The sequence below is a fragment of the Demequina gelatinilytica genome (assembly GCF_000971115.1).
GTDB lineage: Bacteria > Actinomycetota > Actinomycetes > Actinomycetales > Demequinaceae > Demequina > Demequina gelatinilytica.
On sequence record NZ_BBLV01000019.1, the window covers coordinates 32,441 to 53,572 of the forward strand.

The 21,132-nt window shown below is 73.4% G+C and carries 21 protein-coding genes; 11 read left to right on the forward strand and 10 right to left on the reverse strand.

The genetic code is table 11. The features are described from left to right. Positions 1-2: 2 nt before the first annotated feature. Entirely contained in the window at positions 3-1,376 is a 1,374-nt protein-coding gene (radA, locus tag AOM00_RS13650; protein WP_062518322.1) for a DNA repair protein RadA, read from the reverse strand. Between the two features lie 74 nt (positions 1,377-1,450). Between radA and AOM00_RS13655 the strand changes: the two genes are divergently transcribed. Genes AOM00_RS13655 through proC form a run of 3 tightly spaced genes read left to right on the forward strand, consistent with a single transcriptional unit; the run spans position 1,451 to position 4,140 of the window. Then, on the forward strand, positions 1,451-2,677 hold the full coding sequence (locus AOM00_RS13655) for a hypothetical protein (RefSeq protein WP_062518323.1): 1,227 nt from the start codon (positions 1,451-1,453) through the stop codon (positions 2,675-2,677). Beyond that, a complete protein-coding gene (locus AOM00_RS13660; protein WP_062518324.1) occupies positions 2,674-3,288 on the forward strand; it encodes a TetR/AcrR family transcriptional regulator in 615 nt (204 codons plus the stop codon). Before AOM00_RS13655 ends, AOM00_RS13660 begins: the two co-directional genes overlap by 4 nt. A gap of 9 nt (positions 3,289-3,297) precedes the next feature. Continuing rightward, a complete protein-coding gene (proC, locus tag AOM00_RS13665) occupies positions 3,298-4,140 on the forward strand; it encodes a pyrroline-5-carboxylate reductase (RefSeq protein ID WP_062518325.1) in 843 nt (280 codons plus the stop codon). 26 nt (positions 4,141-4,166) lie between these two features. Here proC and AOM00_RS13670 read toward each other — a convergent pair whose 3' ends face one another. After that, positions 4,167-5,936, reverse strand: a complete 1,770-nt coding sequence (locus AOM00_RS13670) for a glycoside hydrolase family 6 protein (RefSeq protein WP_228373512.1) — start codon at positions 5,934-5,936, stop codon at positions 4,167-4,169. Positions 5,937-6,020: 84 nt separating this feature from the next. Beyond that, positions 6,021-7,052: an aminotransferase class V-fold PLP-dependent enzyme gene (locus AOM00_RS13675; protein WP_082097084.1), complete on the reverse strand. Its 1,032-nt coding sequence runs from the start codon at positions 7,050-7,052 to the stop codon at positions 6,021-6,023. A gap of 78 nt (positions 7,053-7,130) precedes the next feature. Here AOM00_RS13675 and AOM00_RS13680 point away from each other — a divergent pair, with 78 nt between their 5' ends. After that, positions 7,131-8,009, forward strand: a complete 879-nt coding sequence (locus AOM00_RS13680) for a LysR family transcriptional regulator (RefSeq protein ID WP_169746862.1) — start codon at positions 7,131-7,133, stop codon at positions 8,007-8,009. A gap of 456 nt (positions 8,010-8,465) precedes the next feature. Here the strand turns inward: AOM00_RS13680 and AOM00_RS13685 are convergent, their stop codons facing one another. From AOM00_RS13685 to AOM00_RS13695, 3 genes are read right to left on the reverse strand one after another with little or no spacing between them, the layout of a single operon-like run. Next, the gene (locus AOM00_RS13685; protein WP_062518327.1) at positions 8,466-10,307 is read right to left on the reverse strand and encodes a carbohydrate-binding domain-containing protein; all 1,842 of its coding nucleotides are present in this window, start codon (positions 10,305-10,307) and stop codon (positions 8,466-8,468) included. Between the two features lie 21 nt (positions 10,308-10,328). Then, positions 10,329-11,090: a polyphosphate polymerase domain-containing protein gene (locus AOM00_RS13690; RefSeq protein ID WP_062518328.1), complete on the reverse strand. Its 762-nt coding sequence runs from the start codon at positions 11,088-11,090 to the stop codon at positions 10,329-10,331. Further along, entirely contained in the window at positions 11,087-11,695 is a 609-nt protein-coding gene (locus tag AOM00_RS13695; protein ID WP_062518329.1) for a DUF4956 domain-containing protein, read from the reverse strand. The genes AOM00_RS13690 and AOM00_RS13695 overlap by 4 nt, the downstream gene beginning before the upstream one ends. A 189-nt stretch (positions 11,696-11,884) precedes the next feature. Here AOM00_RS13695 and AOM00_RS13700 point away from each other — a divergent pair, with 189 nt between their 5' ends. Both AOM00_RS13700 and AOM00_RS13705 read left to right on the forward strand, forming a co-directional pair. After that, entirely contained in the window at positions 11,885-12,568 is a 684-nt protein-coding gene (locus AOM00_RS13700) for a response regulator transcription factor (protein WP_062518330.1), read from the forward strand. Next, on the forward strand, positions 12,565-14,004 hold the full coding sequence (locus tag AOM00_RS13705) for a sensor histidine kinase (RefSeq protein ID WP_062518331.1): 1,440 nt from the start codon (positions 12,565-12,567) through the stop codon (positions 14,002-14,004). Before AOM00_RS13700 ends, AOM00_RS13705 begins: the two co-directional genes overlap by 4 nt. Here the strand turns inward: AOM00_RS13705 and AOM00_RS13710 are convergent. Further along, positions 13,990-14,604 (reverse strand): TetR/AcrR family transcriptional regulator, encoded by a 615-nt coding sequence (locus AOM00_RS13710; protein WP_062518332.1) that lies wholly within the window; start codon positions 14,602-14,604, stop codon positions 13,990-13,992. The genes AOM00_RS13705 and AOM00_RS13710 overlap by 15 nt on opposite strands. 91 nt (positions 14,605-14,695) lie before the next feature. Here AOM00_RS13710 and AOM00_RS13715 point away from each other — a divergent pair, with 91 nt between their 5' ends. Then, entirely contained in the window at positions 14,696-16,132 is a 1,437-nt protein-coding gene (locus AOM00_RS13715; RefSeq protein ID WP_062518333.1) for an MFS transporter, read from the forward strand. Positions 16,133-16,183: 51 nt separating this feature from the next. Here the strand turns inward: AOM00_RS13715 and AOM00_RS13720 are convergent, their stop codons facing one another. After that, entirely contained in the window at positions 16,184-16,612 is a 429-nt protein-coding gene (locus tag AOM00_RS13720; protein WP_062518334.1) for a cupin domain-containing protein, read from the reverse strand. A 60-nt stretch (positions 16,613-16,672) separates the two neighbouring features. Here AOM00_RS13720 and AOM00_RS13725 point away from each other — a divergent pair, with 60 nt between their 5' ends. From AOM00_RS13725 to AOM00_RS13735, 3 genes are read left to right on the forward strand one after another with little or no spacing between them, the layout of a single operon-like run. Beyond that, positions 16,673-17,263: a TetR/AcrR family transcriptional regulator gene (locus AOM00_RS13725; protein WP_082097086.1), complete on the forward strand. Its 591-nt coding sequence runs from the start codon at positions 16,673-16,675 to the stop codon at positions 17,261-17,263. Beyond that, positions 17,260-18,012 carry an ABC transporter ATP-binding protein gene (locus AOM00_RS13730; protein WP_062518335.1) on the forward strand — a complete coding sequence of 251 codons (753 nt, stop codon included), beginning with the start codon at positions 17,260-17,262 and terminating at the stop codon, positions 18,010-18,012. Before AOM00_RS13725 ends, AOM00_RS13730 begins: the two co-directional genes overlap by 4 nt. Next, the gene (locus tag AOM00_RS13735; protein ID WP_062518336.1) at positions 18,009-18,779 is read left to right on the forward strand and encodes an ABC transporter permease; all 771 of its coding nucleotides are present in this window, start codon (positions 18,009-18,011) and stop codon (positions 18,777-18,779) included. Before AOM00_RS13730 ends, AOM00_RS13735 begins: the two co-directional genes overlap by 4 nt. A gap of 25 nt (positions 18,780-18,804) precedes the next feature. Here the strand turns inward: AOM00_RS13735 and AOM00_RS13740 are convergent, their stop codons facing one another. After that, positions 18,805-19,296, reverse strand: a complete 492-nt coding sequence (locus AOM00_RS13740) for an SRPBCC family protein (RefSeq protein WP_062518337.1) — start codon at positions 19,294-19,296, stop codon at positions 18,805-18,807. Positions 19,297-19,354: 58 nt separating this feature from the next. Between AOM00_RS13740 and AOM00_RS13745 the strand changes: the two genes are divergently transcribed. After that, positions 19,355-20,119: a putative protein N(5)-glutamine methyltransferase gene (locus tag AOM00_RS13745; RefSeq protein WP_062518338.1), complete on the forward strand. Its 765-nt coding sequence runs from the start codon at positions 19,355-19,357 to the stop codon at positions 20,117-20,119. Here the strand turns inward: AOM00_RS13745 and AOM00_RS13750 are convergent. Then, complete coding sequence (locus tag AOM00_RS13750; RefSeq protein ID WP_062518339.1) at positions 20,116-21,105, reverse strand: SRPBCC family protein; 990 nt, start codon at positions 21,103-21,105, stop codon at positions 20,116-20,118. The genes AOM00_RS13745 and AOM00_RS13750 overlap by 4 nt on opposite strands. Between the last annotated feature and the right edge of the window lie 27 nt (positions 21,106-21,132).

Consider the following 21,132-nt stretch of genomic DNA (forward strand, 5'->3'; position numbering starts at 1 on the left):
GCTCAGTCGCGGGGCAGCGCGAGGTCGACCGCCTGCGCGACCGAGCCCACCGCATGGACGCGGACCTGGGACGGCAGGCGGGACGTGTCGGTGGAGGCCGGCACGATCACATCGGTGAACCCGAGACGTGCCGCCTCCGCGACGCGCTGAGCGATCGCGGACGCAGGCCGGACGGCGCCCGACAGCGCGACCTCGCCCACCGCGGCCCACCCGCGCCGCACCGGGGTGTCGGCTCGCGCTGAGGCGAGCGCGAGGGCGAGCGCGACATCCGCCGCCGGCTCGCTCACGCGGGCGCCGCCCACGGTCGAGACGTAGACGTCCTCGGAGGCGACGGGGAGACCCACGCGCCGGTGCAGGACGGCCAGCAGCATCGCGACCCGCGACCCGTCGACGCCCGACGTGGCGCGACGCGGGTTGGCGAGCGCGCTGGGCGCCACGAGCGCCTGGATCTCCGCCGGCAGGGGCCGCTTGCCGTCGATGGTGATGGTGGGGCACGTGCCGGGCACCGACTCGGCGTCGCGCGACAGGAACAGCCCGGACGGGTCGGCGACCGACTCGATGCCGGAGTCGACCAGCTGGAAGCAGCCGACCTCGTCCACCGACCCGAAGCGGTTCTTGAGCGCCCGCAGCAGCCGCAGCGGGCTGTGCTGATCCCCCTCGAACTGGCACACCACGTCGACCAGGTGCTCGACGATGCGCGGTCCCGCGACCGAGCCGTCCTTGGTCACATGGCCCACGAGCACCATGGGCAGGCCGCGTGTCTTGGCCGCCTGGATCAGGGCGGACGACACCTCGCGGACCTGACCCACGCCGCCCGGCGCGCCCTCGACCTGGGCCGAGGCGATGGTCTGGATCGAGTCGATCATCACCAGCGCGGGCTCCGCGGCGTCGAGGTGCGCGAGCACGGCCCCGAGGTCCGTCTCCGCCGCGAGCAGCACCTCCTGCTCGAGCGCCCCGATGCGCTCGGCACGCAGCCGCACCTGTCCGGCGCTCTCCTCACCCGTGACGTAGAGCACGCGTCCGCCGGCCCTCGCGGTGCGCGCGGCGACGTCGAGCAGCAGCGTGGACTTGCCCACGCCCGGCTCCCCCGCGAGCAGGATCACCGCACCCGGCACGAGCCCGCCTCCGAGCACGCGGTCGAACTCTCCGACCCCCGTCGCGGCACGTGCCGCGGCCGCCGCCGAGACCTCGGAGATGGGCAGCGCGGGAGCCGTCACCGCGGTGGCCTTGGTCGCGGGTCCCGCGGGCGCGGCACCTACCTCGACCACGGTCCCCCAGGCCTGGCACTCGCCGCACCGCCCCACCCACTTGACCGCGCTCCAGCCGCATTCGCTGCAGCGGTAGCCGGGAAGGGTCTTGCGGGTCGAGGTGGCCATGCGCCCACGCTACCGGCGGCCTCCGACAGCGCGGCTCGCCGGCGGGGTCGGCGGTCGCCCCTAGGCTGGGGCGCATGACGCGCGACGAGTGGAGCTGGGCCCCGGTCCACGAGGCCCGAGCCGGACAGCCCGAGGAGGTGGCGCCGTCGAAGCCCGTGCCGCCGCGAGCGCCCGGGCGCGGGCTCGAGGACGTCCCCGAGCCCGTCGACCTCGACATCGACACCGTCGCCGCGCCGTATGCCGGCCCGGCAGCCGAGGAGGTCCTGCCCGAGCCGTGGGCGCCCACCGACGGCGACCGCGGACCCGCGGCACCGGCCGAGACGTCCTACCGCACCTCCGTCGAGGCGCTCGGCGCGACCGCGGCGGCCAACGCCGCGCTCCACGCGGCCGGCGCCCCCACCCCGCTCGCGGGGGTTCCCCAGGTGCGCGGCCGCATCATCGATCCCGCCCCGATCGCGGACGGCGGCCCCGCGTTCACCCCGATCCTGGCGACCGAGGCGGCACGCCCCGAGCCCGTGACGGCGCCCGTGCCCGCCGTGCCCTCGTGGGCGACCATCGCCGCCACGGTCCCGAAGCCCGACTCCGACGACGAGCCGACCCCGGCGCTGTACCGGCCGCGCGTCCCCGCGGAGGCCCCCGGCGCCGCGACGCGCCCGCCCGCCGATCCGCGACCCGACGCACCCGGGGACGGCGACGCGGTCGACGGCGGGAACGGCCTCGACACCGACGAGGGCCGCAGGCCCGGCCGCGCGTGGCCGCTCATCCTGGTGGGCCTCGTGATCCTCGGTGCGGCCTTCGCCGCGGCCTGGTTCCTGCTGCTGCGGCCCGAGGCGATCACCCTGCCCGAGCAGCACGTGCTGAGCGTGCCGTCCGCCGATCCCGGCAGCACGCTCGAGCCGTTCGTCCCCACGGACCCGAGCCCCTTCCTCGCAGCGATGCCCACGGTGGCGGGCGACTGGACGCTCACCGCCGCGACCGCGCGGGACGCCGCCTCCGACGGCGCGCTGCCCGGACGCGTCGCCGAGGCGTACACGCTCACGTACTCCGACGGCACCGCCGAGGTGACCCTCATCGCGCGCCAGCTGTACTCGGAGGAGGACGCCGCCGCGGCGCTGACCAAGGCGGCCGGCAAGGACGCGGAGCTCACGGACGCGACCGTGGGCGGCTCCGTCGTGGGCCGGCGCGCCGTGCTCGAGACGGACGATGCCACGCGCGTGCTGTGGACCAACGGCAGCGCCTTCTTCGTCGTCAAGGGAGCGGCCGAGGACGTCGCCCGCTTCACGGAGACGCTCGGGCTATGACGGCCCCCGCGGCGGACGGGCCGCGCATGCGGGGCCCGCGCGGCGTGGGCGCCGACACGCGAGGCGACATCCTCGCGGCAGCCGCGGCGGTGTTCGGCGACAAGGGCTACGCCGCATCGTCCCTGAGGGAGATCGCGCGCGCCGCGGCCGTGGATCCGGCGCTCGTCCGTCACTACTTCGGCACCAAGCAGGACCTCTTCGTCGCCGTGATGCGCCCGCTCGAGAGCGACGATGCGCGCGTCGCCGACCTCGCCTCGCTCCCCCGCGACCGGCTGGGCGAGGGCCTGCTGCGGCTCGCCCTGTCGCTGTGGGAGGACCCGGTCGCGAGCGTGCGTCTGCGCGCCGTGCTCGCCTCCGCCGTCTCGACCGCCGAGGTGGGCCCCGCGATGGCCACCGTGATGCAGCGCGACCTCCTGCGCCGCATCGTGCGCGAGGACCAGGCCGAGGCGCGCGCCGCCGCGTGCGCGACGCAGATCACCGGGCTCGCGCTCGGGCGCTACGTGCTCGAGATCCCCGCGCTCGCCCACGCGACGATCGACGAGCTCTGCGCGATCTACGCGCCCACGCTGCAGCGCTACCTCGACGGCGACCTCGAGGGGGCGCCGCGATAGGTTGGACGCATGAGCACCGAAGCCACGTCCTCCTCCGCGCTGCCCACCGTCGCCGTCATCGGCGGCGGCGTGATCGGCGGCACCCTCATCACCGCGATGAAGGTCGCGGGCTGGCCGGGCGGGTCGATCACGGTCGCCAACCGCGGCGAGGACAAGCGCGAGGCCCTGGTGCAGGCGCATGGGATCCGGGCCACCGGGGACAACCGTGAGGCCGTGGCCGGGGCCCAGGTGGTGGTGCTCGCCGTCAAGCCGCAGCAGATGGCGGACGTGCTCGCCGAGGTCGCGGACGCGATCGAGCCCGGCGCTGTGGTCATGACGGTGGCCGCGGCCCTGCCCGCATCCTTCTACGAGGAGCGGCTGGCAGCGGGCACCCCGGTCGTGCGGCTCATGCCGAACACGCCGTCCGTGATCGGACGCGGCGCGACGTCGGTGTCCCCCGGCGCGCACGCGACCGAGGAGCACCTGATCGTCGCGGAGACGATGCTGCGCGCGACGGGCCTGGTGGTGCGCGTCCCCGAGGAGCAGATCGAGGCGGTGACCGTGGTCGCGGGCTCCGCGCCGGCGTTCTTCTACGCGTTCACCGAGGCCCTCACCGACGCGGGCGTGGCGCAGGGCCTCGATCGCGATCTCGCCTCGCTGCTCGCGCAGCAGACCTTCGCGGGTGCCGCGCAGCTGCTCGTCGAGTCCGGCGAGACCCCGCAGGAGCTGCGCCGTCGCGTGAGCTCCCCGGGCGGCGTCACCCTCGCCGCGCTCGAGGCGATGACCGATGCGGGCCTCCAGGGCGTCGTCTCCGCCGGGGGCCGGGCCGCGGTGGCCCGCACCCGGGAGATGTCCGCGCAGCTCGCCGGCTGACGACGCCGAGGCTCACCCCGGTCGGCTCACTCCGCGCGGCACTCGAGCGCGCCTTCGGCGGGCGGCTCACCCTCCCCGATGTAGCTGAAGTCGGCCGTCTCACCGGCCGTGAGGTCGTCGTTCCATTCCTTGGGGGTCGCGATCCCGTCGGTGTGCTCGGCGTTCCAGAAGTCGGAGCCGCGGATCGCGGTGCCCGCCGGCAGCATCACCGCCCACGTGCTGAGATCGGCGTACGCCGTCACGAGCACCCGCGCCGTGTAGCCGTTGGTCCAGATCTGCTCGATGGTCAGCGACGCCGCGCAGGCCCCGTCGATCACGGGCTCCTCGGTCGCGCCGTCAGTCGCGCCCCCGGTCGACTCGGGCCCCTGCCCCACGGACGGGTAGGCGTTCGCCACGAGCTCGGTGAACTGCGCGGGGAACCACGCGCCCGAGATGGGAGCGTCCGGGAGCGCTCCGGTGAGCTGGCCGTCGAGCCTGTCCGCGCGGTAGGCGGGGTCGCACATCTGGTCGAAGCCCTTGCCCTGATCGTTGGCGACCAGGCGTGACGAGCCGTCGGACTCGCCCGGCGGCTTGACCCACACGAATGCGTCGAGGTGCGCGTCGGGGTAGCCGTCGGGCGACGCGACGGGCCGCTCACCGATCCCCGCGCCCGCGACGTTGCACCACGCGCCACGATGCCCGCGGCGATCCACCCGCGACTCGTCCACATAGGTCTCGAGGTCGTCCGAGGTGGATGCGGCCGTCGGGCGGTCGAGCCCTCCCCAGCCGTTGCGGCTCGTGTCGATCACCATGCCGGTGGACTCCGGGAAGCCGGCGGCGACCACGCGCGTCCACAGGTCGGCGGCCCACGTCGCCTCGTCGAGGTCGGGGTTGAACTGGTAGAACGATGCGGCCTCCACGGGCTGCCCGCCCACCTGTGCGCCCGCCTCGAGGAAGGGCTCCTCGAGCGGCGTGGTGTTCGCGGTGTCCGTGACGAAGCCGTCGATCGAGGCGAAGCCCGCCTGCGTCTCCTGCGCGATCTCCGCGAACAGCGCCGCCGCCGCGCCGGCGTTGTCCGGCCAGCCGAGCCAGCCGGCATGCGCCGCGTCGAGGTACGAGTAGACGTTCGCGAGCGAGGCGAAGGTGTCGAGCGCGTAGACGATGCCTTCGCGGTAGTACGGCGCCGCCTCCTGGCATGCCTCGGCATCCGCGTTGGTCACCAGGTTGGGAAGGGAGTCGGGCTCGATCACGGTCACGATGCGGAGGTCCGCGTACTCGTCGCGCGCGAGGATGTCCGTGATCGCGTCGATGTACTCGGTGCGGTACCGCGCCATGTCCTCCGTGGTGGCGGACAGCTCGCCGTTGGAGGCGAGCGCGTAGCAGTCGCGCCCGGGGAGGTCGTAGACGACGAGCGTCACCACCACGGGCGCGCCGTCGGGGTCGTTCGCGGCCTGCCGCACGGCATCGTCGAGGTGAGCCTCGAGGCCGCGCACCGTGTCCGTCCCCTCGATGGTCTTGATGCGGTCGAGCCACACGCCGGTCGGCTGCGTGGACAGCGCGCGCATGTCGTCCGCGAGGAACGAGTCCGTGGTCTCGCCTGCGGTCGAGAGCACGTTCGCGGTCCAGTCCGCGTTCACGTACATGGTCGCGCCCTCGTAGGGGTTGTCCACGTGCCCCTCACGGCTCACGGGCACGCCGGCGCCGGTGGTCGGCGCGCCGGTGGCGCTGGGCCCGGGGTCGGGCTGCTCGTCGCCCGTGCAGCCGGCGAGCAGCAGCAGCGCGCACGCCGCCGCGGCCATCCGTGTTGCGATGCGCATCGTCCCTCCTGCCGCCGACCCGGCAAGCGTAACCGGCGCCGGGCATGCCCACCTCACACCGACCGGTGGCGTGCGGGGGAGGTTTCAGGCGGCCTGCGCGACACGCAGGGCGGATGCCACGGCCTCGACGTCGCGCTCGTCGTTGTAGACGTAGAAGCCGATGCGGACGCGTCCGCCGCGGCCCGCGGCACGGATCCCCGCGCGCGCGAGCACGGACGCGTCGACGCCCGTGAGGGAGACGATGGGCGATGCTCCGGGCGCGAGGCCCAGGCGCGCGCGCAGCTCCTCCGCGAGGCCCACGCTGTGGCGGCCGATGCTCCCGACGCCCTCGCGCACCAGCAGCTCGAGCGCGACCGCACCGGCCTCGACCAGCTGCCACGGCGGCGACGTGTCGAGCCGCCGCGCGCTGGCGCTGAGCTGGACCTCGGGTCCGTACAGGGAGGACCAGGGACAGTCCGCGCCGTACCAGCTCGCGGACACGGGACGGACCCAGGCGGCCTCGGGCCGCACGGCCGCGAGCGCGATCCCGCGGGGCGCTCCGAGCCACTTGTACGCGCTCGCGACCACCACATCGAAGGACCGCGCGTCGAGCGGCATCCAACCCGCGGCGTGGCTCACGTCGAGCAGCGTGCGGGTGCCCGAGATCCGCGCGGCCTCGGCGAGCGCAGCGAGGTCGAGCACCGCACCGTCCGCGCTCTGGACCGCGCTCACGGCGACCAGGTCCGCCCCACGGAGGGTCTCGGCGACGATGCGCGCGAGCGGCACCACGCGCACGTCGAGCCTGGGGTCGTGGGTGAAGGGCAGCATCACGGAGGAGAAGTCGCCGTCGGCGACCACCACGCGCGCGCCGTCGGGTAGCGAGGCGGCGACCATGCCCACCACCTGCGACGTCGAGCCCGCGAGGGCGATGTCCTCGGCGCGCGAGCCGACCAGCGCGGCGAACGCGACGCGCATGCGGTCGACCGCGCCGTCGAGCGCGGCCGGGTCGAGCGTGCCCCGCTCCCACGCGCGCACGGCGTGCCGCACCGCGGCGGCCGTCGCGCGTGCGGGCAGGCCGTACGAAGGCGTGTCGAGGTACCCGGGTGCGGGACGGAAGGCCGTGGCGATGTCGAGCATGACCCCATGCTCGCCGCGCGCCGACACCGCCACAAGACAGCATCGTCGACACCCAGACCTCGATGCCATGATGGTCCCGTGATCGATGTCGAACGTCTGCTCATCCTCCGCGAGGTGGCCCGCCACGGGTCGAAAGCCGCAGCGGCACGCGCCCTTCAGCTGAGCGAGCCGACCGTCGCGCATCACCTGCGCGCGCTCGAGCGCCGCGCGGGCGTGCCGCTGACGTTCCGCGCGGGCCGCGTCACGCGCCTCACCGCGACGGGCGAGGCGCTCGTCGCCCACGCGGACGCCATCGCCGCCAGCCTCGAGGATGCGGAGCGCGCGCTGCACCACCACTCCGAGCTGCGCGTGGGCACGCTCCGCATCGCCGCGTTCACCTCGTTCTGCGCGACCGTTCTCCCGCGTCCTCTCGCACAGTTCGCGCGCACGTACCCCGGCATCGAGATCGGGCTCGAGGAGACCGAGACGGACCCGGCGCTCGCGCTGCTGCGCGAGGGGTCCGCGGACCTGGTGATCGGGTTCTCGGACGCCGCGACGCCGCCGCCCCTCGACATGCCCACCACGCCGCTCGGCCGCGACGAGTACCTCGCGATCCTGCCCGAGACCCATCCGCTCGCGTCGCGGCCCGCGGTCGACATGGCGGCGCTCGCCGACGAGCGCTGGATCTCCGGATGCATCCGTTGCCGGACCCACCTGGTCGCGGCTGCCGGGGAGGCCGGCTTCGAGCCGCACATCGCGTTCGTCACGGAGGACTACATCGCCGCCCAGCGCCTCATCGCCGAGGGCCTGGGCGTCGCCCTGCTCACGCGCATGGCGCTCGATGCGAGCCCCGCCATCCCGGGCATCGTCGCCGTCCCCACGCGCGCCGCGACCTACCGTGACATCTTCGTGGCGCTGCCGGCATCGCCGGCGCCCGCCGCACGCGCCTTCGCGGAGCTGCTGGTCACCGGCCTGTGAGACACCGCGAGGCCCCCGGTGTTGGCAGTCACCAGGGGCCTCGCGTATCGGTCGGGACGACGTTGGCAGCCGCCGCCCCGAGGGGGACGAGCCGAGAGGCGTCCGCGGCCCTGCTCCGGCCCGGCCGAAGCCGGTCATCAGATCCGGAGCCTGCCGGTCCGACCCGTCCGTCGCGGCCCCTCCGGGAGGTGGGGAGGGAACGCGAGCGATGGACGGGCCGACCGGCGACCATGGGCGCCTCTCGGCTCGGGACCCCTGGGGGGGTGGGGGCACTGACATCAATACTCACGACCGCGCCTGGGAGAACGCTGGGAGCAGGATGCGAGGTCGCCGGGAGCCTCCCTCTCCCCTGACAGCGCCAACGGATCTCAATGCGACGCGCCGGTGCATCGGCCGTCGTGGGCCGATGCACCGGCGCGTCGTTCGCGTTTCCGTTGCGGCTGTCAGAGAGGGGCGTCAGTCCGCCGTCACGGTGCCGAGCTCGGTGCCGCCGGTGGCCGCGGCGCCCATCACGAGCCCGCCGGCCACCGCGTCGCCCGAGACGGTCGCGCCGGTCGAGATCGTGTAGCTCTCGCCCGAGACGATCGCGTCGCTGGACAGCACGAGCGACTGCGAGACCTTGCCCGTGGTGAACGTCGCGACCTGGTTGCCGTCCGCATCGGACACCGTGATCGAGGTGCCCGCCGCGATCGCCGAGGCGAACGTGATGGTGAGCACGCCCTGGCCGTCGGCCTCGGGCGACTCGAGCATCCCTGCCGCGCCCGACGCCGCAAGGGTGCCGCCCGAGATGGTGAAGGTGCCGTTGGTGTCGATCGCGCCGTTGCCGCTGTTGGTCGGGCCGTCGATCACCACGGTGCCGCCGGTCATCGTCGCCGTGCCGTTCGAGTCGAGCCCGTCGCCCTCGGCGTCGATGTACCAGGTGCCGCCGGTGACCTCCAGGTAGCGGCCCTCGGCCGCCTGGTCCATGCCGCCCATGCCGCCGCCGGGGCCCTCGACCGTGGTCGCGTCGGTGGCGCCGTCGGTCGCGGCATCGGACGATGCGTCGGTCGTGTAGGCCGCGATGGTCACCGTCGCGGTGGTCGAGGCGGTCGCGTCGGTCGACGTGCTGGTGCCGGTCGTGTCCTCGGTCGAGGACTCGCCGGGGCGACCTCCGCGGTCGCCGCCCATGCCGCCGCCGGACGGCATCTCGCCGCCCCAGTCCCCGCCGCCCAAGTCGGACGTGCCGGAGGAGGACCCGGAGCTCACGTTGATGCCGTCGTCGCTCGACGCGATGGTGCCGGTGCCGCCCGAGAGCAGGATGACGCCACCCTCGAGCCCCTCGTAGGACTCGGAGACGGTCACGGTGCCGTCGGAGATGTGCAGCACGCCGTCGGTGGTGATGCCGTCGTCGCCGGCAGCGATGGACAGCGTGCCGCCCTCGACGGTGGCCTGGTTGACCGCGTCGATGCCGTCGACGCCCGACGCGATGTCGAGCGTGCCGCCGGAGATCCACACCACGCCCACCGCGGAGTCCTCGTCGAGCGACTCGTTGGTGGACTTGAGGCCGTCGCCCTCGGCGTCGACGGTGATGTCGCCACCCTTCACCACCAGGTAGTCCTTGCCCCGGATGCCGTCGTCAGCCGCGGTCACCGTGATGGTGCCCGACTCGATGACGATGCCGTCCTTCGACGCGATGCCGTCCTCGGCCACACCGTCGACGTCGAGCGAGCCCTCGCCTGCGATCCAGATGTCCGCGGTCGAGTAGAGCGTCGCGTTGGGCGCGTCGGACTCCTCGTCGTCCGCGGGCGTCGCGTCGGCGGCGTCGGACAGCGTGTTGGTCGAGCCCTCCTCGAGCCAGATCACCACCTCGTCCGCTCCCTCGATGTCGAGCGCGGCGGTGTCCGCGGACGTGATGTCCACGCCGTCGAGGATGAGGGTGACGTCCTCGTCGTCGGTCGCGACGACCACCTGGCCGGCGCTGAGCGTGCCGCTCAGGCGGTAGGTGCCGCCCGCCGTGATGGTGACGACGTCGCCGTCGACGCTCACGCCGTCGCCGCCGGTCGAGCCGGAGTCGGACAACGTGATCTCCACCGCGTTCTCGAGGTTCGCGGAGGTGTCGAGGTCGTTGACGTCGAGGTCGTCGTACGTGACCTCGGTGAGCTCGGTGGCGGTGGCCGACGTCGTCTCGGTGGAGGTCGTCTCGGTGGTGGCGCCGGTGTCGGTCGACACCTCGTCGTCGGAGCCCGTGGTGGTCGAGCAGCCGGCGAGGAGCAGGGTGCCGGCCAGGGCGCCGGCGAGGAACGGGAGGGGCTTGCGCATGGGGATCGTCTCTCTCAGGTCTCAGGCCGCGTGAGCGGCGGTCGTCAGGTGCCGGCGCAGCGTGCGGGACCACCGGTTCGACGGGAGGTCAGGCTGCAGCGCGGCCAGGGTGGTGCAGTACTTGGAGACGCGGGTGGGACGGATGCCGCGCGCCCACAGCGCGCGGTCGACGTCGCCTGCCCGCATCGAGGACTTGGTCTCGACGATGAGGGCCCCGCCGAAGTCGATGCTCGGGCCCTCCGCGGAGATGCCGGTCACACCGGTGTCGACCGTGACGCGGGCTCCGTGCGCCACGAGCGTCGCCCGGCGGTACCGCGTGGTGAGCACCGGGGCGAGGTCGTCGACCGCCGCCCCGACCTGCGGGAAGGAGGCGACGAACGCGCGGGCCGCGCCCTCGAGGAGGTCCGTCGGAGCATCGTCCGCGAGCCACTCGCGGTGCTTGACCGTCTCGCCCTTCGGCGAGCGCAGCTTGACCTCGATCGCCCGGCCGCCCGTGTCGAGGTACTCGCGGGTGCGGACCTTGTAGCGGGCCGGCCGCCGGCGCGCGGCGTCACGGTACGAGTGGAGCTCCGGGGTGTCGTAGTAGACCGACTCGTAGCCGAAGGAGCGGACCCCGTCGATCTCGAGGGCGCGCAGGCCCTCGACGTCGGCCATGACGTCGGCCCACACGGCCGGCGAGACGATGTACTTGCGGTCCACGCGGGTCAGCAGCGCGTACTCGTCCTCGAGCTCGGCGAGCGCGACCGCGGGCAGCTCCGCCAGGCGGGTCTCCCAGGCGTTCATCGCGCCACCTCGGCGGCCACGCCCTGGGCGCCGACGCGCTCGACGGTGGGACGCTCGACCTGCGCGTGGAGCGTGTAGCGGACGTCCACCACGGTCGACTCGTTGAGGAGGTCGACCTTGCGGATGGTCGCGCGGTGGACCGTCGCGCCGAGCAGGGCCTCGAGGTACTCGCGCGCCCCCTCCTCCGTGGTGAAGGCCTGGTCGAGCACCATCTGCTGCTGGCGGCTGCGGGGCAGCAGGCGCGGGTTGTCACCCACCAGGATCACGCCGAGCAGCACCGCCATGAGCGTGAAGCTGAGCGACGCGGACAGCGCCGGGAAGCCGCCCAGCAGGCCGATCGCGATGGCCGTGAAGTAGTACGCGATCTCCGCGTGGTCCATCTCGGTCGATCGCAGGCGGATGATCGAGAGGACCGCGAAGATGCCCATGCCGAAGCCGAGCGAGATGTCCGCGTTGGTCATCGCGTAGGTCACGCCCATGACGCCCACGTTGATCGACAGGAACGCGACGATGAGGTCGCGGCGGCGATGACGGGGGAAGTACAGGCCGAAGACCATGATGGAGATCGCGATCAGGTCGGCGAGGATGAAGGCGTAGACGGGCATGGTGACCTCTCAGGTAGGGGGCGCCGGGTCTGCACCCCGTGCCGTTTGTTCACCAACAGTTAACCGAGCACACCTGGGAGAACCCTGGGAGCACCGCTGGAGTCGGCTGTGACGCCTGGCACCGCCCGTCACGGCCCACGCCCAGGCGCCTCCCAGCGAATCGTGAGGTTCCACGGCGATACTTGACGCATGCCTGAACGACGCATCCTCGTGATCGACGACGAGGACAACCTCCGCACCATGCTCTGCGCCGCGCTGCGCTACGCCGGCTACGAGGTGTCCGACGCCGCGGACGGCCAGAACGGCCTCAAGGCCGTGAAGGAGCAGCGCCCCGACCTCATCGTGCTCGACGTGATGATGCCCGGGCTCGACGGCTTCGCCGTGTGCCGTCGCCTGCGCGAGTCGGGGGACCGCACGCCGATCATCTTCCTCACCGCGCGCGACAGCGCGAAGGACAAGGTCGAGGGGCTCACCATCGGCGGTGACGACTACCTGCAGAAGCCGTTCAACCTCGACGAGCTGGTCGCGCGCGTCGAGGCCGTCTCGCGCCGCGTCGAGCACGCGCCGAGCGCGTCCGATGTGTACCGCATCGCCGACCTCGAGCTCGACGACGTGTCGCACCGGGTCACGCGTGCCGGCACGGAGATCCAGCTCTCGCCGACCGAGTACAACCTGCTGCGCCACCTGCTGCAGAACACCGGCCGCGTGCTGTCGCGCGGCCAGCTGCTCGAGGGCGTCTGGGGCTACTCGCGCGACGACGACCCGGGCGTGGTGGAGACGTACATCGGCTACATCCGCCGCAAGATCGACACCCACGAGCCCAAGCTCATCCACACGGTCCGCGGCGTGGGCTACACCCTGAGGGTGTCGTGACGGCCCGTGCCGGGCTGACGCTGCGTTCGAGGGTCCTCATCGGCCTCGGGGCCATCGCGGCGATCGCCATCGCGATCTCCATCGTGGTCACCGCGGTCACCCACACGTTCCTCATGAGCCAGCTCGACGACCGCCTCGCGACGTCCTCGGTGTCGCTGGGCTCGCGCGGCGAGCCGCGCCTGCTCACGGAGTGCGGCTCGGGCGACACCTCCGGGTCGGAGAGCGACGCCGAGCGCCCGTCGGACGTCTTCCGCGGCTACGTCGACGCCGCGGGAAGCTGCTTCGTCCTGTTCACCCCGACCACCATGGACGCCGACAACTCGTACCCGGTCCTCGACGACGTGACCATGCCCACCGAGGGCGGCGTGTACCTCACGGTGCCGTCCTCCGACGGCGACGACTCGTACCGGGTGCTCGCGCGGCCCGCCAGCTTCGCGTCCGGCGTCACCGAGATCACCGCCCTGTCGACCGAGGGTGTCGAGGCCGCCACCCACCGCCTCGTCCTGATCGAGGCGGCCGGCGTCGCCGCCGTGCTCGCGGGGCTCGCGGCCGTCGCGTGGTTCGTGATCTCGCTCGGGGTCAACCCCATGCGCCGGATGGTCGCGGCCTCGTCCCGGATCGCCGAGGGCGACCTCGACGTGCGGCTCGAGGGCGCCGGCCACGGTTCCGAGAGCGCCGAGCTCGCGACCTCGCTCAACGCCGTCATCGGGACCCTCACGGCCTCCCTCGAGGAGCGCGAGCGCTCCGAGGCTCGGCTCCGCGAGTTCGTGGCCGACGCCTCTCACGAGCTCCGGACGCCGCTCACCACCGTGCTCGGCTACGCGGAGCTCTACCGCCGCGGCGCGATCGCGCGCGACGAGGACGTCGCGGACGCATGGCGTCGCACCGAGGCGGAGGCCGAGCGCATGAAGCGCCTGGTCGAGGACATGCTCACGCTCGCGAAGTACGATGCGGAGCCCCAGCTCAACCCGATCCCGCTCGACCTCGCGCACGTGTGCGGCGAGGTGGTGCGCGATGCGACCGCCGCGCGCGAGGGCGTGACGTTCACGCTCGACGCTCCCGAGCCCGTCACCATCGAAGGGGACCCGGACCGGCTGCGCCAGGCCGTCATCAACGTGGTGACCAACGCCGCGATCCATGGCGGCGACCACGTCACGGTCCGCGTGAGGCAGGATGATGCGCTGGCTCGGATCGAGGTTCTCGACGACGGCCCGGGCATGGCGCCCGAGATCGCGGCGCGGGCCACCGAGAGGTTCGTGCGGGGGGATCACTCCCGCGCACGTGCCACGGGCGGCTCCGGCCTGGGGCTGGCGATCACCGCCGCGATCATCGCGGTGCACGGGGGCACCCTCACGGTCGAGTCGACCGAGGGGGACGGCACCACGGTGACCATCGCGCTCCCGGCCGCGCCGGCGCAGCTGTCAGGCGCGCGCTGAGGCCTGCGCCTCGAAGTTGGCGAGGATGGTCTCGCACTGCGGACCCATCGAGCTGGACATCAGCTCGAAGGCGCGAGCGTCGTCGCGGAGGTCGGGCATCCGCAGGGCGAGCAGGATGGTGTTGAGCATGCCGCGCGCGAAGAACTCCGTCGCCTCCTCAGCGGTGAACCCGGCCTCCTCGCGCACGATGCGGTAGACGTCGAGGAAGCACTCGCGCGCCTCGGGCCCGAACACCGGGTCCTGGCCGAGCCCGAACAGGTGCAGCAGGCTCAGCAGGATGCCGCGGTCCGCGACGAGCTCCCCGTACGCGGTGCCGAGCGCATGCTGGCGCTCGAGGTTGGACTCCTCGCCCGTGAAGCCGGCGATGATGTCGCGGAACGCGACGCGGAGCCGGCCGGTCGCGCGGCGGGAGACCTCGAGGAACAGGTTCTCCTTGGACCCGAACATCCGCACCACGTAGGCCTGCGAGATGCCGGCCTGACGCGCGATCGCGTCCGTGGTGCCGCCCGCATAGCCCTTGTCGCCGAACACGACCGTGGCGGCCGCGAGCACCTGCTCGCGCCTGTCATCGCTGGTCAGACGGCCTTCTTCCGCGCTCATGTTGACATGTTATCAGCCGATTACTTAGGGTGCGAGGCGTAGTAATCAATTGATTACTCACGATGGCTCCACAGACTTCCGGGGAGGGAACATGCCATCCACCACACGCCGGTCGCCGCTGGGCCTGGTGATCCTCGCGGCGTCGATCCCGGCCTTCATGGCGAGCCTCGACAACCTCGTCGTCACCAATGCGTTGCCGGTGCTCGCCACCGACCTCGACGCCTCGCTCGAGCAGCTCCAGTGGTTCATCAACGGCTACTCGCTCGCGTTCGCGAGCATGATCCTCATGGCCGTGGCGCTCGGCGACAGGTTCGGGCGTCGCCGCGTGTTCTCCAGCGGGATCGCGCTCTTCACGGTCGCCTCGATCCTGTGCGCGCTCGCCCCGAGCGCCGAGGCGCTCATCGCGGCCCGCGTGCTGCAAGGCATCGGCGGCGCGGCGCTCATGCCGCTGTCGCTCGCGATCCTGTCGACCAACGTCTCAGCCAGGATGCGGCCCATGGCGATCGGCATCTGGGGCGGCGTGGCCGGCCTGGGCGTGGCCGTGGGGCCGCTCATCGGCGGAGCGGTGGTCGAGGGCCTCACCTGGCACGCGATCTTCTGGCTCAACGTGCCCGTGGGCGTGGTGGCCCTGGCGCTGGTCCGCGCGTACCTGACCGAGGCCCGGGGCGACGCCGCGAAGCTCGACCTCGTGGGTCTCGCGCTCGGGATGGGTGCGGTGTTCGGCCTGGTCTTCGGGATCGTCCGCGGGAACGATGCGGGCTGGACCTCGGCGCAGGTCCTCGCCGGTCTGATCGGCGGCGGGGCCCTGCTGCTCGGCTTCCTCGCGTGGGAGCGCGGGCGCCGCGACGCGCTGCTGCCGCTGTCCCTGTTCCGCGACCGGTCCTTCTCCGTGGCGAACGCCGTGGGGCTCATGTTCTCGATCGGGATCTTCGGCGCGGTCTTCATCCTCATCCAGTTCATGCAGGTGGTGCAGGGCAGGTCGCCCCTCGAGGCCGGCGTGATGACCATGCCGTGGACCATGGCGCCGCTGTTCGTCGCGCCGCTCACCGGGTTCATCGCGCCGCGCGTGGGAACCCGTGCGCTCATCACGGGCGGGGTGGGGCTGCAGGCGGCCGGCCTCGCGTGGATCGGGCTGTCGCTCGACCCCGACGTCGCCTACGCGCGACTGGTGCCCGGGTTCGTCGCATGCGGCGTGGGCATGGGCCTGGTGTTCGCGCCGCTCGCGACGGCGGTCCTGGCCCGCATGCGCGACGAGGACCACGCGAAGGCCTCGGGCACCAACGCGACCGTCCGGGAGATCGGCGTCGCGCTGGGCATCGCGACCCTGACGGCGATCTTCACCGGGGTAGGCGGCGAGCTCAGCCCGACCGGCTACACCGACGCCGCGCAGACCGCGATGCTGTGGGGCGCGGCGATCCTGGCGGTCACCACCGTCGTCGCGACGCTGCTGCCGTCGCGCCGCGTCGAGCTCGGCGGGACGCCCACGCCGGCCACGGCCGGGACCCCCGCGGTCCTGGTGCCCGCCTGAGAGGAGCCGCACGCATCCGCCCGTCGCCGGCACGGCGGCGGGCGGATCGCGTCACCAGGGCGAGGGGCGGCCCTCGTCGCGCGTCGCATCGTCCGGCAGGCGGGGAAGCTCGCCGCCGCCCGCGCGGATGCAGAACCACCGCATCGGCTCCGGGCTGTCGGGCATGCAGCGCCACGTGCGCCAGACGCCCTGGCCCACGCGCACCGCGGTGCCCGGGCCCACGTCCACGATGTCGCCGTCGAGCGCCATCTGGCCGCGGCCCGCGAGGAAGACGTAGAGCTCCTCGATCGCCGCATGGGTGTGCCAGTAGCCGGCCTCCTCGCCAGGGACGAAGGCGTTGGCGGTCATGCCGATGTACTGCATCGTCAGCTCGTGATCGACCACGCGGCGGCCATCGCGCTGCGTGTGCGGCTGGAAGCCGCCGTGGTGATCGCGCCAACCGTCGAGCGCGCCCATCTCCAATACCTGGTAATCGCTCATCCGGCGACGGTAGCGCGCGCCCCGCTTGCGCAACAGATGTTAGTGACTAACATTTGAGGCATGACCACCCGTGCCGAGGCCACCAGGGCCCGCCTCCAGTCCGCCGCGCTCGACCTGTTCGAGGAGCGCGGCTACCGCGCGGTGACCGTCGAGGAGATCGCGGCGGCCGCGGGCGTCAGCCACATGACCTTCTTCCGCCACTTCCCCACCAAGGAGCGGGTGCTGCTCGACGACCCGTTCGACCCCGTCATCGCCGCCGCCGTCGCCGCGCAGCCGACCGGCATGCCCCCGATCGAGAGGATCGCGCGGGGGCTGGTCTCGCTCGCCCCGCTGCTCGACCAGGAGCCCACCGCGCAGGCGCGCCGCGCGATCGCCATCGCGGCGCGCGAACCCGACCTGCAGGCGGGCATGGCGGCCAACACGGCCGCCACCGAACGGGCGATCGTCGAGGCCGCCGCGACCGCCGGGGACGAGCCCGCCATGCGCATCGCCGCCGCGGCCTGCCTCGCGGCGGTCACCGCCGTGCTGCTCGGCTGGGCCACCGACGGGTCGACGCGCACCCTCGGCGAGCTCGTGAGCACGGCGATGACCACCGTGGTGCCTGCGCTCGCCGAGGCACAGGTCCCGGCCTTCGCGCGAGCGACGCCGTGAGCGCGCTGGAGATCGCCGGCGCGGTGCGGACCTACGGGGACCTGCGCGCGCTCGACGGGCTCTCGCTCACCGTTGCCCCGGGAGAGATCCACGCGATCATCGGGCTCAACGGCGCGGGCAAGACGACCGCCATGAAGGCGATCGCGGGGCAGACCAGGCTCGACGCGGGCGAGGCACGCGTCCTCGGCGCGCCCGTCGACGCCGCCGGCCCCGAGCTGCTCGCGCGGCTCGGCCTGGTCATCGACCAGCCGTTCGGCTACCCCGAGCTCACCGTGCACCAGAACATCGTGCACGCCGCCCGGCTGCACGGGCTGGGGCGCGACGCGGCCGCGAGCGCCGCATCGTCCTGGATCGCGCGCCTCGAGCTCCAACCCTGGGCCGCCCGCCGGGCGCGCGGGCTGTCGCTCGGCAATCGGCAGAGGCTCGGGCTCGCCTGCGCGGCGGCGCACGACCCCGATCTGCTGGTCCTCGACGAGCCGACGAACGCGCTCGACCCCGCGGGCGTGCTCCTGCTCCGCGACATGATCGTCGCGGCAGCCGCGCGGGGCGCGGGCGTGCTCGTGTCGAGCCACCATCTCGACGAGGTCTCGCGCATCGCCCACCGCATCACCGTGATCCACGCCGGGCGCGTGGTCGGCGCGCTGGAGCCCGGCCAGGCGGACCTCGAGCACCGGTTCTTCGAGATGGTCCGCGCGTGGGACGCCGCTCGTAGCGCGGAAGCCCGCACCCCCGCGGAGGTACGCGCATGAGGACGGCGCTCGACCTCCAGGTCGCCACCTTCTCCCGCTCGCTCACGGCGCGGCTCGCGACCGTCCTGCTGACGGCCTTCCCTCCGCTGATGTCGGTGGGCATGGTCGCCCTCGCACGCACGGCGGACGCCGCGGGACCGTCCGCGGCCAAGCTCGCGCCGTACCGCGACGGCCCGTTCGGAGAGACCGTCGCGGGGCTCGCCGGACAGGTCGTGGCGGTGGTCGCGCTCATCGGCGTCGGTTTCGCGGTGGCCTGGCTCGTGGGCCGCGAGTGGGCCGACGGGACCATCGGCTCGCTGTTCGCGCTGCCGGTGAGCCGCGCGCAGATCGCTCGGGCGAAGCTCCTGGTGATCGCCGCCTGGGCCGCCACCTGCCTCACGCTCGCGATGGCGCTGACGGCTGCGGCGCTCGCCGCCGTGGACCGAGGATCGTTCACCGGAGCGGTCGCGGCGCAGCTGGTCCGAGTCTGGGCCGCAGGGCTGATGATGGCGACGCTCGCGCTCGGCTTCGCGTGGGTCGCGGTGCGTTCGCGGGGCTACCTCGGAGCGGCCGGGGCGATCATCGCGGTGACGGCCGCGAGCCAGATCCTCGCGATGATCGGCGTCGGAGCGTGGGTCCCGTTCATCGCCCCCGCGATGTGGGCGGGCGCGGGCGGCCCGGAGGAGGCTTCCGCGATCGGGCCGGGCTCGCTGGTGCTCGCCGTCGCCTTCGCTGCGTTCACCGCGTGGGCGTCGGTGCGGGCGTTCGCCCGGGCGCGCCTCGACTGAGCCTTCGCAGCCGCCGGTGCGCGCTTCAGCCCTCGGCGTGCGCGTACAGGCGCTGGAGCTCCTCGAAGTGCGCGTCGGAGTCCACCGCGGGCGGCGTCCCACCTCCCAGGTGCAGCTCGAGCCTGTCGAGGTGCCAGTGCCAGCCCGCCGCGATGTCGGGGCTGTTGGGGTCGGGCGCGACGTGGTCGAAGGTCAGCGCCGCGCCGTCATGCAGCTCCGCGAGCGCGATGCGCACATGCCATCGCCCGCCGTAGCCGTCCCAGGCGTACTCGAGCGCATGCTGCTCGTCCCACGCGAGCACCTCGCCCGCGCCGCCGTCGGACATGGTCACCGCCCCGCCTGCGCGCGGCTCGAAGGCCGTGCGGAATCCCCATGCCGCGTTGCGGTCGGGGTCGGTGAGGGCCGCCCACACCTCGGCCGGCGGGCTGGAGAAGGTGCGCTCGAAGCGCAGGTAGTCGCCGTCGTCGGGCGAGAGGACGTGCCCCTCGTGGGCAGGGTCGAGCTGGTCCGGGTCCATGCCTGCCAGTGTCCCTCGCCTCCCGCCGAGCGCAACCGGAGAGGGGTAGCGTGCGAGCGTGACGCTGGAGGAGGCGGCGGCGCGGCTACGTGCGGCGGGCTGCGTGTTCGCCGAGGAGGAGGCGCGGCTGATCGCCGAGGCCGCAGGCGACGATCCGCGCGCCCACGAGTCGCTGGTGCGGCGGCGGATCTCCGGCGAGCCGCTCGAGGTGGTGGTCGGCTGGGCGTGGTTCGCCGGTCTTCGCATCCCGATCGCGCCCGGCGTGTTCGTGCCGCGCCGGCGCACGGAGCTCGTGGCGCGCCTCGCGACCTCGCTGACGCCTCCCGGCGGGAGGGTGGTCGACCTCTGCTGCGGCGCCGGCGCCATCGCGGCCGCGGTCGCCCACGCGCGCCCCGACCTCGCGGTGACCGCCGCGGACGTGGACCCGGCCGCCGTCGTCCTCGCGAGCCGCACGCTCGCGCCGCTCGGCGCATCGTGCCTCGTGTCCGACATGGACGGCGCGCTGCCCGATCTGGCGGGGCGCGTGGACACGGTGACCGCATGCCCCCCGTACGTGCCGACCGCGCAGATCGCCCTCATGCCCCGCGAGGCGCGCGACCACGAGCCGCGGCTCGCGCTCGACGGCGGGCCCGACGGGGCCGCGCTGCAGAGGGCGGTGCTGGCGGCATCGGCCCGGCTGCTGCGCGCGGGCGGCGTCGCGATCATCGAGACGAGCGAGGCCCTCGCCGCGCTCACGCTCGCGGCGGCGGCCGCTGCGGGCTTCGCGGCCGACGTCGAGCACGACGAGGAGCTCGGCGCCGTCGCGGTGATCGCGCGCCGCTAGGCGCCGACCAGCTCGGACTCGAGCCTCGCGTAGCTGGTCTCCATGCCGTCCGTCATGCCCGTGCCGAGCACGATGTCGCGCAGCTCCTGGCTGGGATAGGTGATGACCAGGCTCAGGAGCGTGCCACCCTCGACCGGCGTCAAGGTGAGCTCGTTGGTGGTGCCCGGCCCCTCCATCCCGATCATGTTCTCCGTGGTGACCTCGCGGTACGGGGAGGCGGACTCGAGCAGCTCGCCCGTGAAGCCGAACGGCGGCGCCCCGTCCGCGGGCCCGCCCACGGTCGGCGCCCACTCGTAGCGGTAGGTGTCGCCCACGTTCTCGGCGACCTCGCACACGGGCATCGTCCAGCCGTCCGGGCCCAGGAGCCAGCGCCTCATGAGGTCGGCGTCGTGGTGGGCACGCCAGACCTGCTCGACCGTGCCACGGATGACACGGCTCACGCGGACCTTGGTGTCGGACAGGAGCTGGGCCTCGACGGCGCGGCCCGCCGCGAAGGACTCGAGGTCCGCGAGCACCGCGTCCATCTGCGACATCGCGGAGCGCAGGCCCTCCTCCATACCCATGTCGACCACGGTCTGGAGCGCCTCGAGCGAGCCGAAGTGCGTGACGGACGTGAAGCGCGAACCCTCGGGCAGCGGCTCGAAGGTGAAGACCATCCGCATGGCGGGCAGCTCGGTGTTGTCGGTGCCGTCCTCGTTCGCGAAGCCGTCCTCGACCTCGAACGAGCGCGGAGCATCGACGGCGAGCCACTTCCAGTAGCCGGCGCTGCGCTCGCCGTCGGGCCCGGTCATGAAGTACTCGGAGCGGCCGCCGGGGGCGGCATCGTGCCGCGAGAAGGTCGCGGGCCACTCGACGGGGCCCCAGAACCGCTCGAGCTGGCGGGGGTCGAGGTACGCGGCGAACAGCCGCTCGACGGGCACGGCGTACTCGCCGACGACGGTGATGGTGAGGGCCTCGGGGTCGGAGGCGACAGAGGTGAGAGGCATGGCTGCTCCTTGGGGACGGCGTGTGGC

Bases quoted from the DNA above. Each gene is read 5' to 3' on its own strand.
- AOM00_RS13720 (WP_062518334.1), bottom strand. From the start codon at position 16,612: ATGAGCGATTACCAGGTATTGGAGATGGGCGCGCTCGACGGTTGGCGC.
- AOM00_RS13750 (WP_062518339.1), bottom strand. From the start codon at position 21,105: ATGCCTCTCACCTCTGTCGCCTCCGACCCCGAGGCCCTCACCATCACC.
- AOM00_RS13715 (WP_062518333.1), top strand. From the start codon at position 14,696: ATGCCATCCACCACACGCCGGTCGCCGCTGGGCCTGGTGATCCTCGCG.
- AOM00_RS13685 (WP_062518327.1), bottom strand. From the start codon at position 10,307: ATGCGCAAGCCCCTCCCGTTCCTCGCCGGCGCCCTGGCCGGCACCCTG.
- AOM00_RS13710 (WP_062518332.1), bottom strand. From the start codon at position 14,604: ATGAGCGCGGAAGAAGGCCGTCTGACCAGCGATGACAGGCGCGAGCAG.
- AOM00_RS13695 (WP_062518329.1), bottom strand. From the start codon at position 11,695: ATGCCCGTCTACGCCTTCATCCTCGCCGACCTGATCGCGATCTCCATC.
- AOM00_RS13735 (WP_062518336.1), top strand. From the start codon at position 18,009: ATGAGGACGGCGCTCGACCTCCAGGTCGCCACCTTCTCCCGCTCGCTC.
- radA (WP_062518322.1), bottom strand. From the start codon at position 1,376: ATGGCCACCTCGACCCGCAAGACCCTTCCCGGCTACCGCTGCAGCGAA.
- proC (WP_062518325.1), top strand. From the start codon at position 3,298: ATGAGCACCGAAGCCACGTCCTCCTCCGCGCTGCCCACCGTCGCCGTC.
- AOM00_RS13740 (WP_062518337.1), bottom strand. From the start codon at position 19,296: ATGGACCCGGACCAGCTCGACCCTGCCCACGAGGGGCACGTCCTCTCG.
- AOM00_RS13700 (WP_062518330.1), top strand. From the start codon at position 11,885: ATGCCTGAACGACGCATCCTCGTGATCGACGACGAGGACAACCTCCGC.
- AOM00_RS13655 (WP_062518323.1), top strand. From the start codon at position 1,451: ATGACGCGCGACGAGTGGAGCTGGGCCCCGGTCCACGAGGCCCGAGCC.
- AOM00_RS13670 (WP_228373512.1), bottom strand. From the start codon at position 5,936: ATGCGCATCGCAACACGGATGGCCGCGGCGGCGTGCGCGCTGCTGCTG.
- AOM00_RS13690 (WP_062518328.1), bottom strand. From the start codon at position 11,090: ATGAACGCCTGGGAGACCCGCCTGGCGGAGCTGCCCGCGGTCGCGCTC.
- AOM00_RS13675 (WP_082097084.1), bottom strand. From the start codon at position 7,052: ATGCTCGACATCGCCACGGCCTTCCGTCCCGCACCCGGGTACCTCGAC.
- AOM00_RS13660 (WP_062518324.1), top strand. From the start codon at position 2,674: ATGACGGCCCCCGCGGCGGACGGGCCGCGCATGCGGGGCCCGCGCGGC.
- AOM00_RS13725 (WP_082097086.1), top strand. From the start codon at position 16,673: ATGACCACCCGTGCCGAGGCCACCAGGGCCCGCCTCCAGTCCGCCGCG.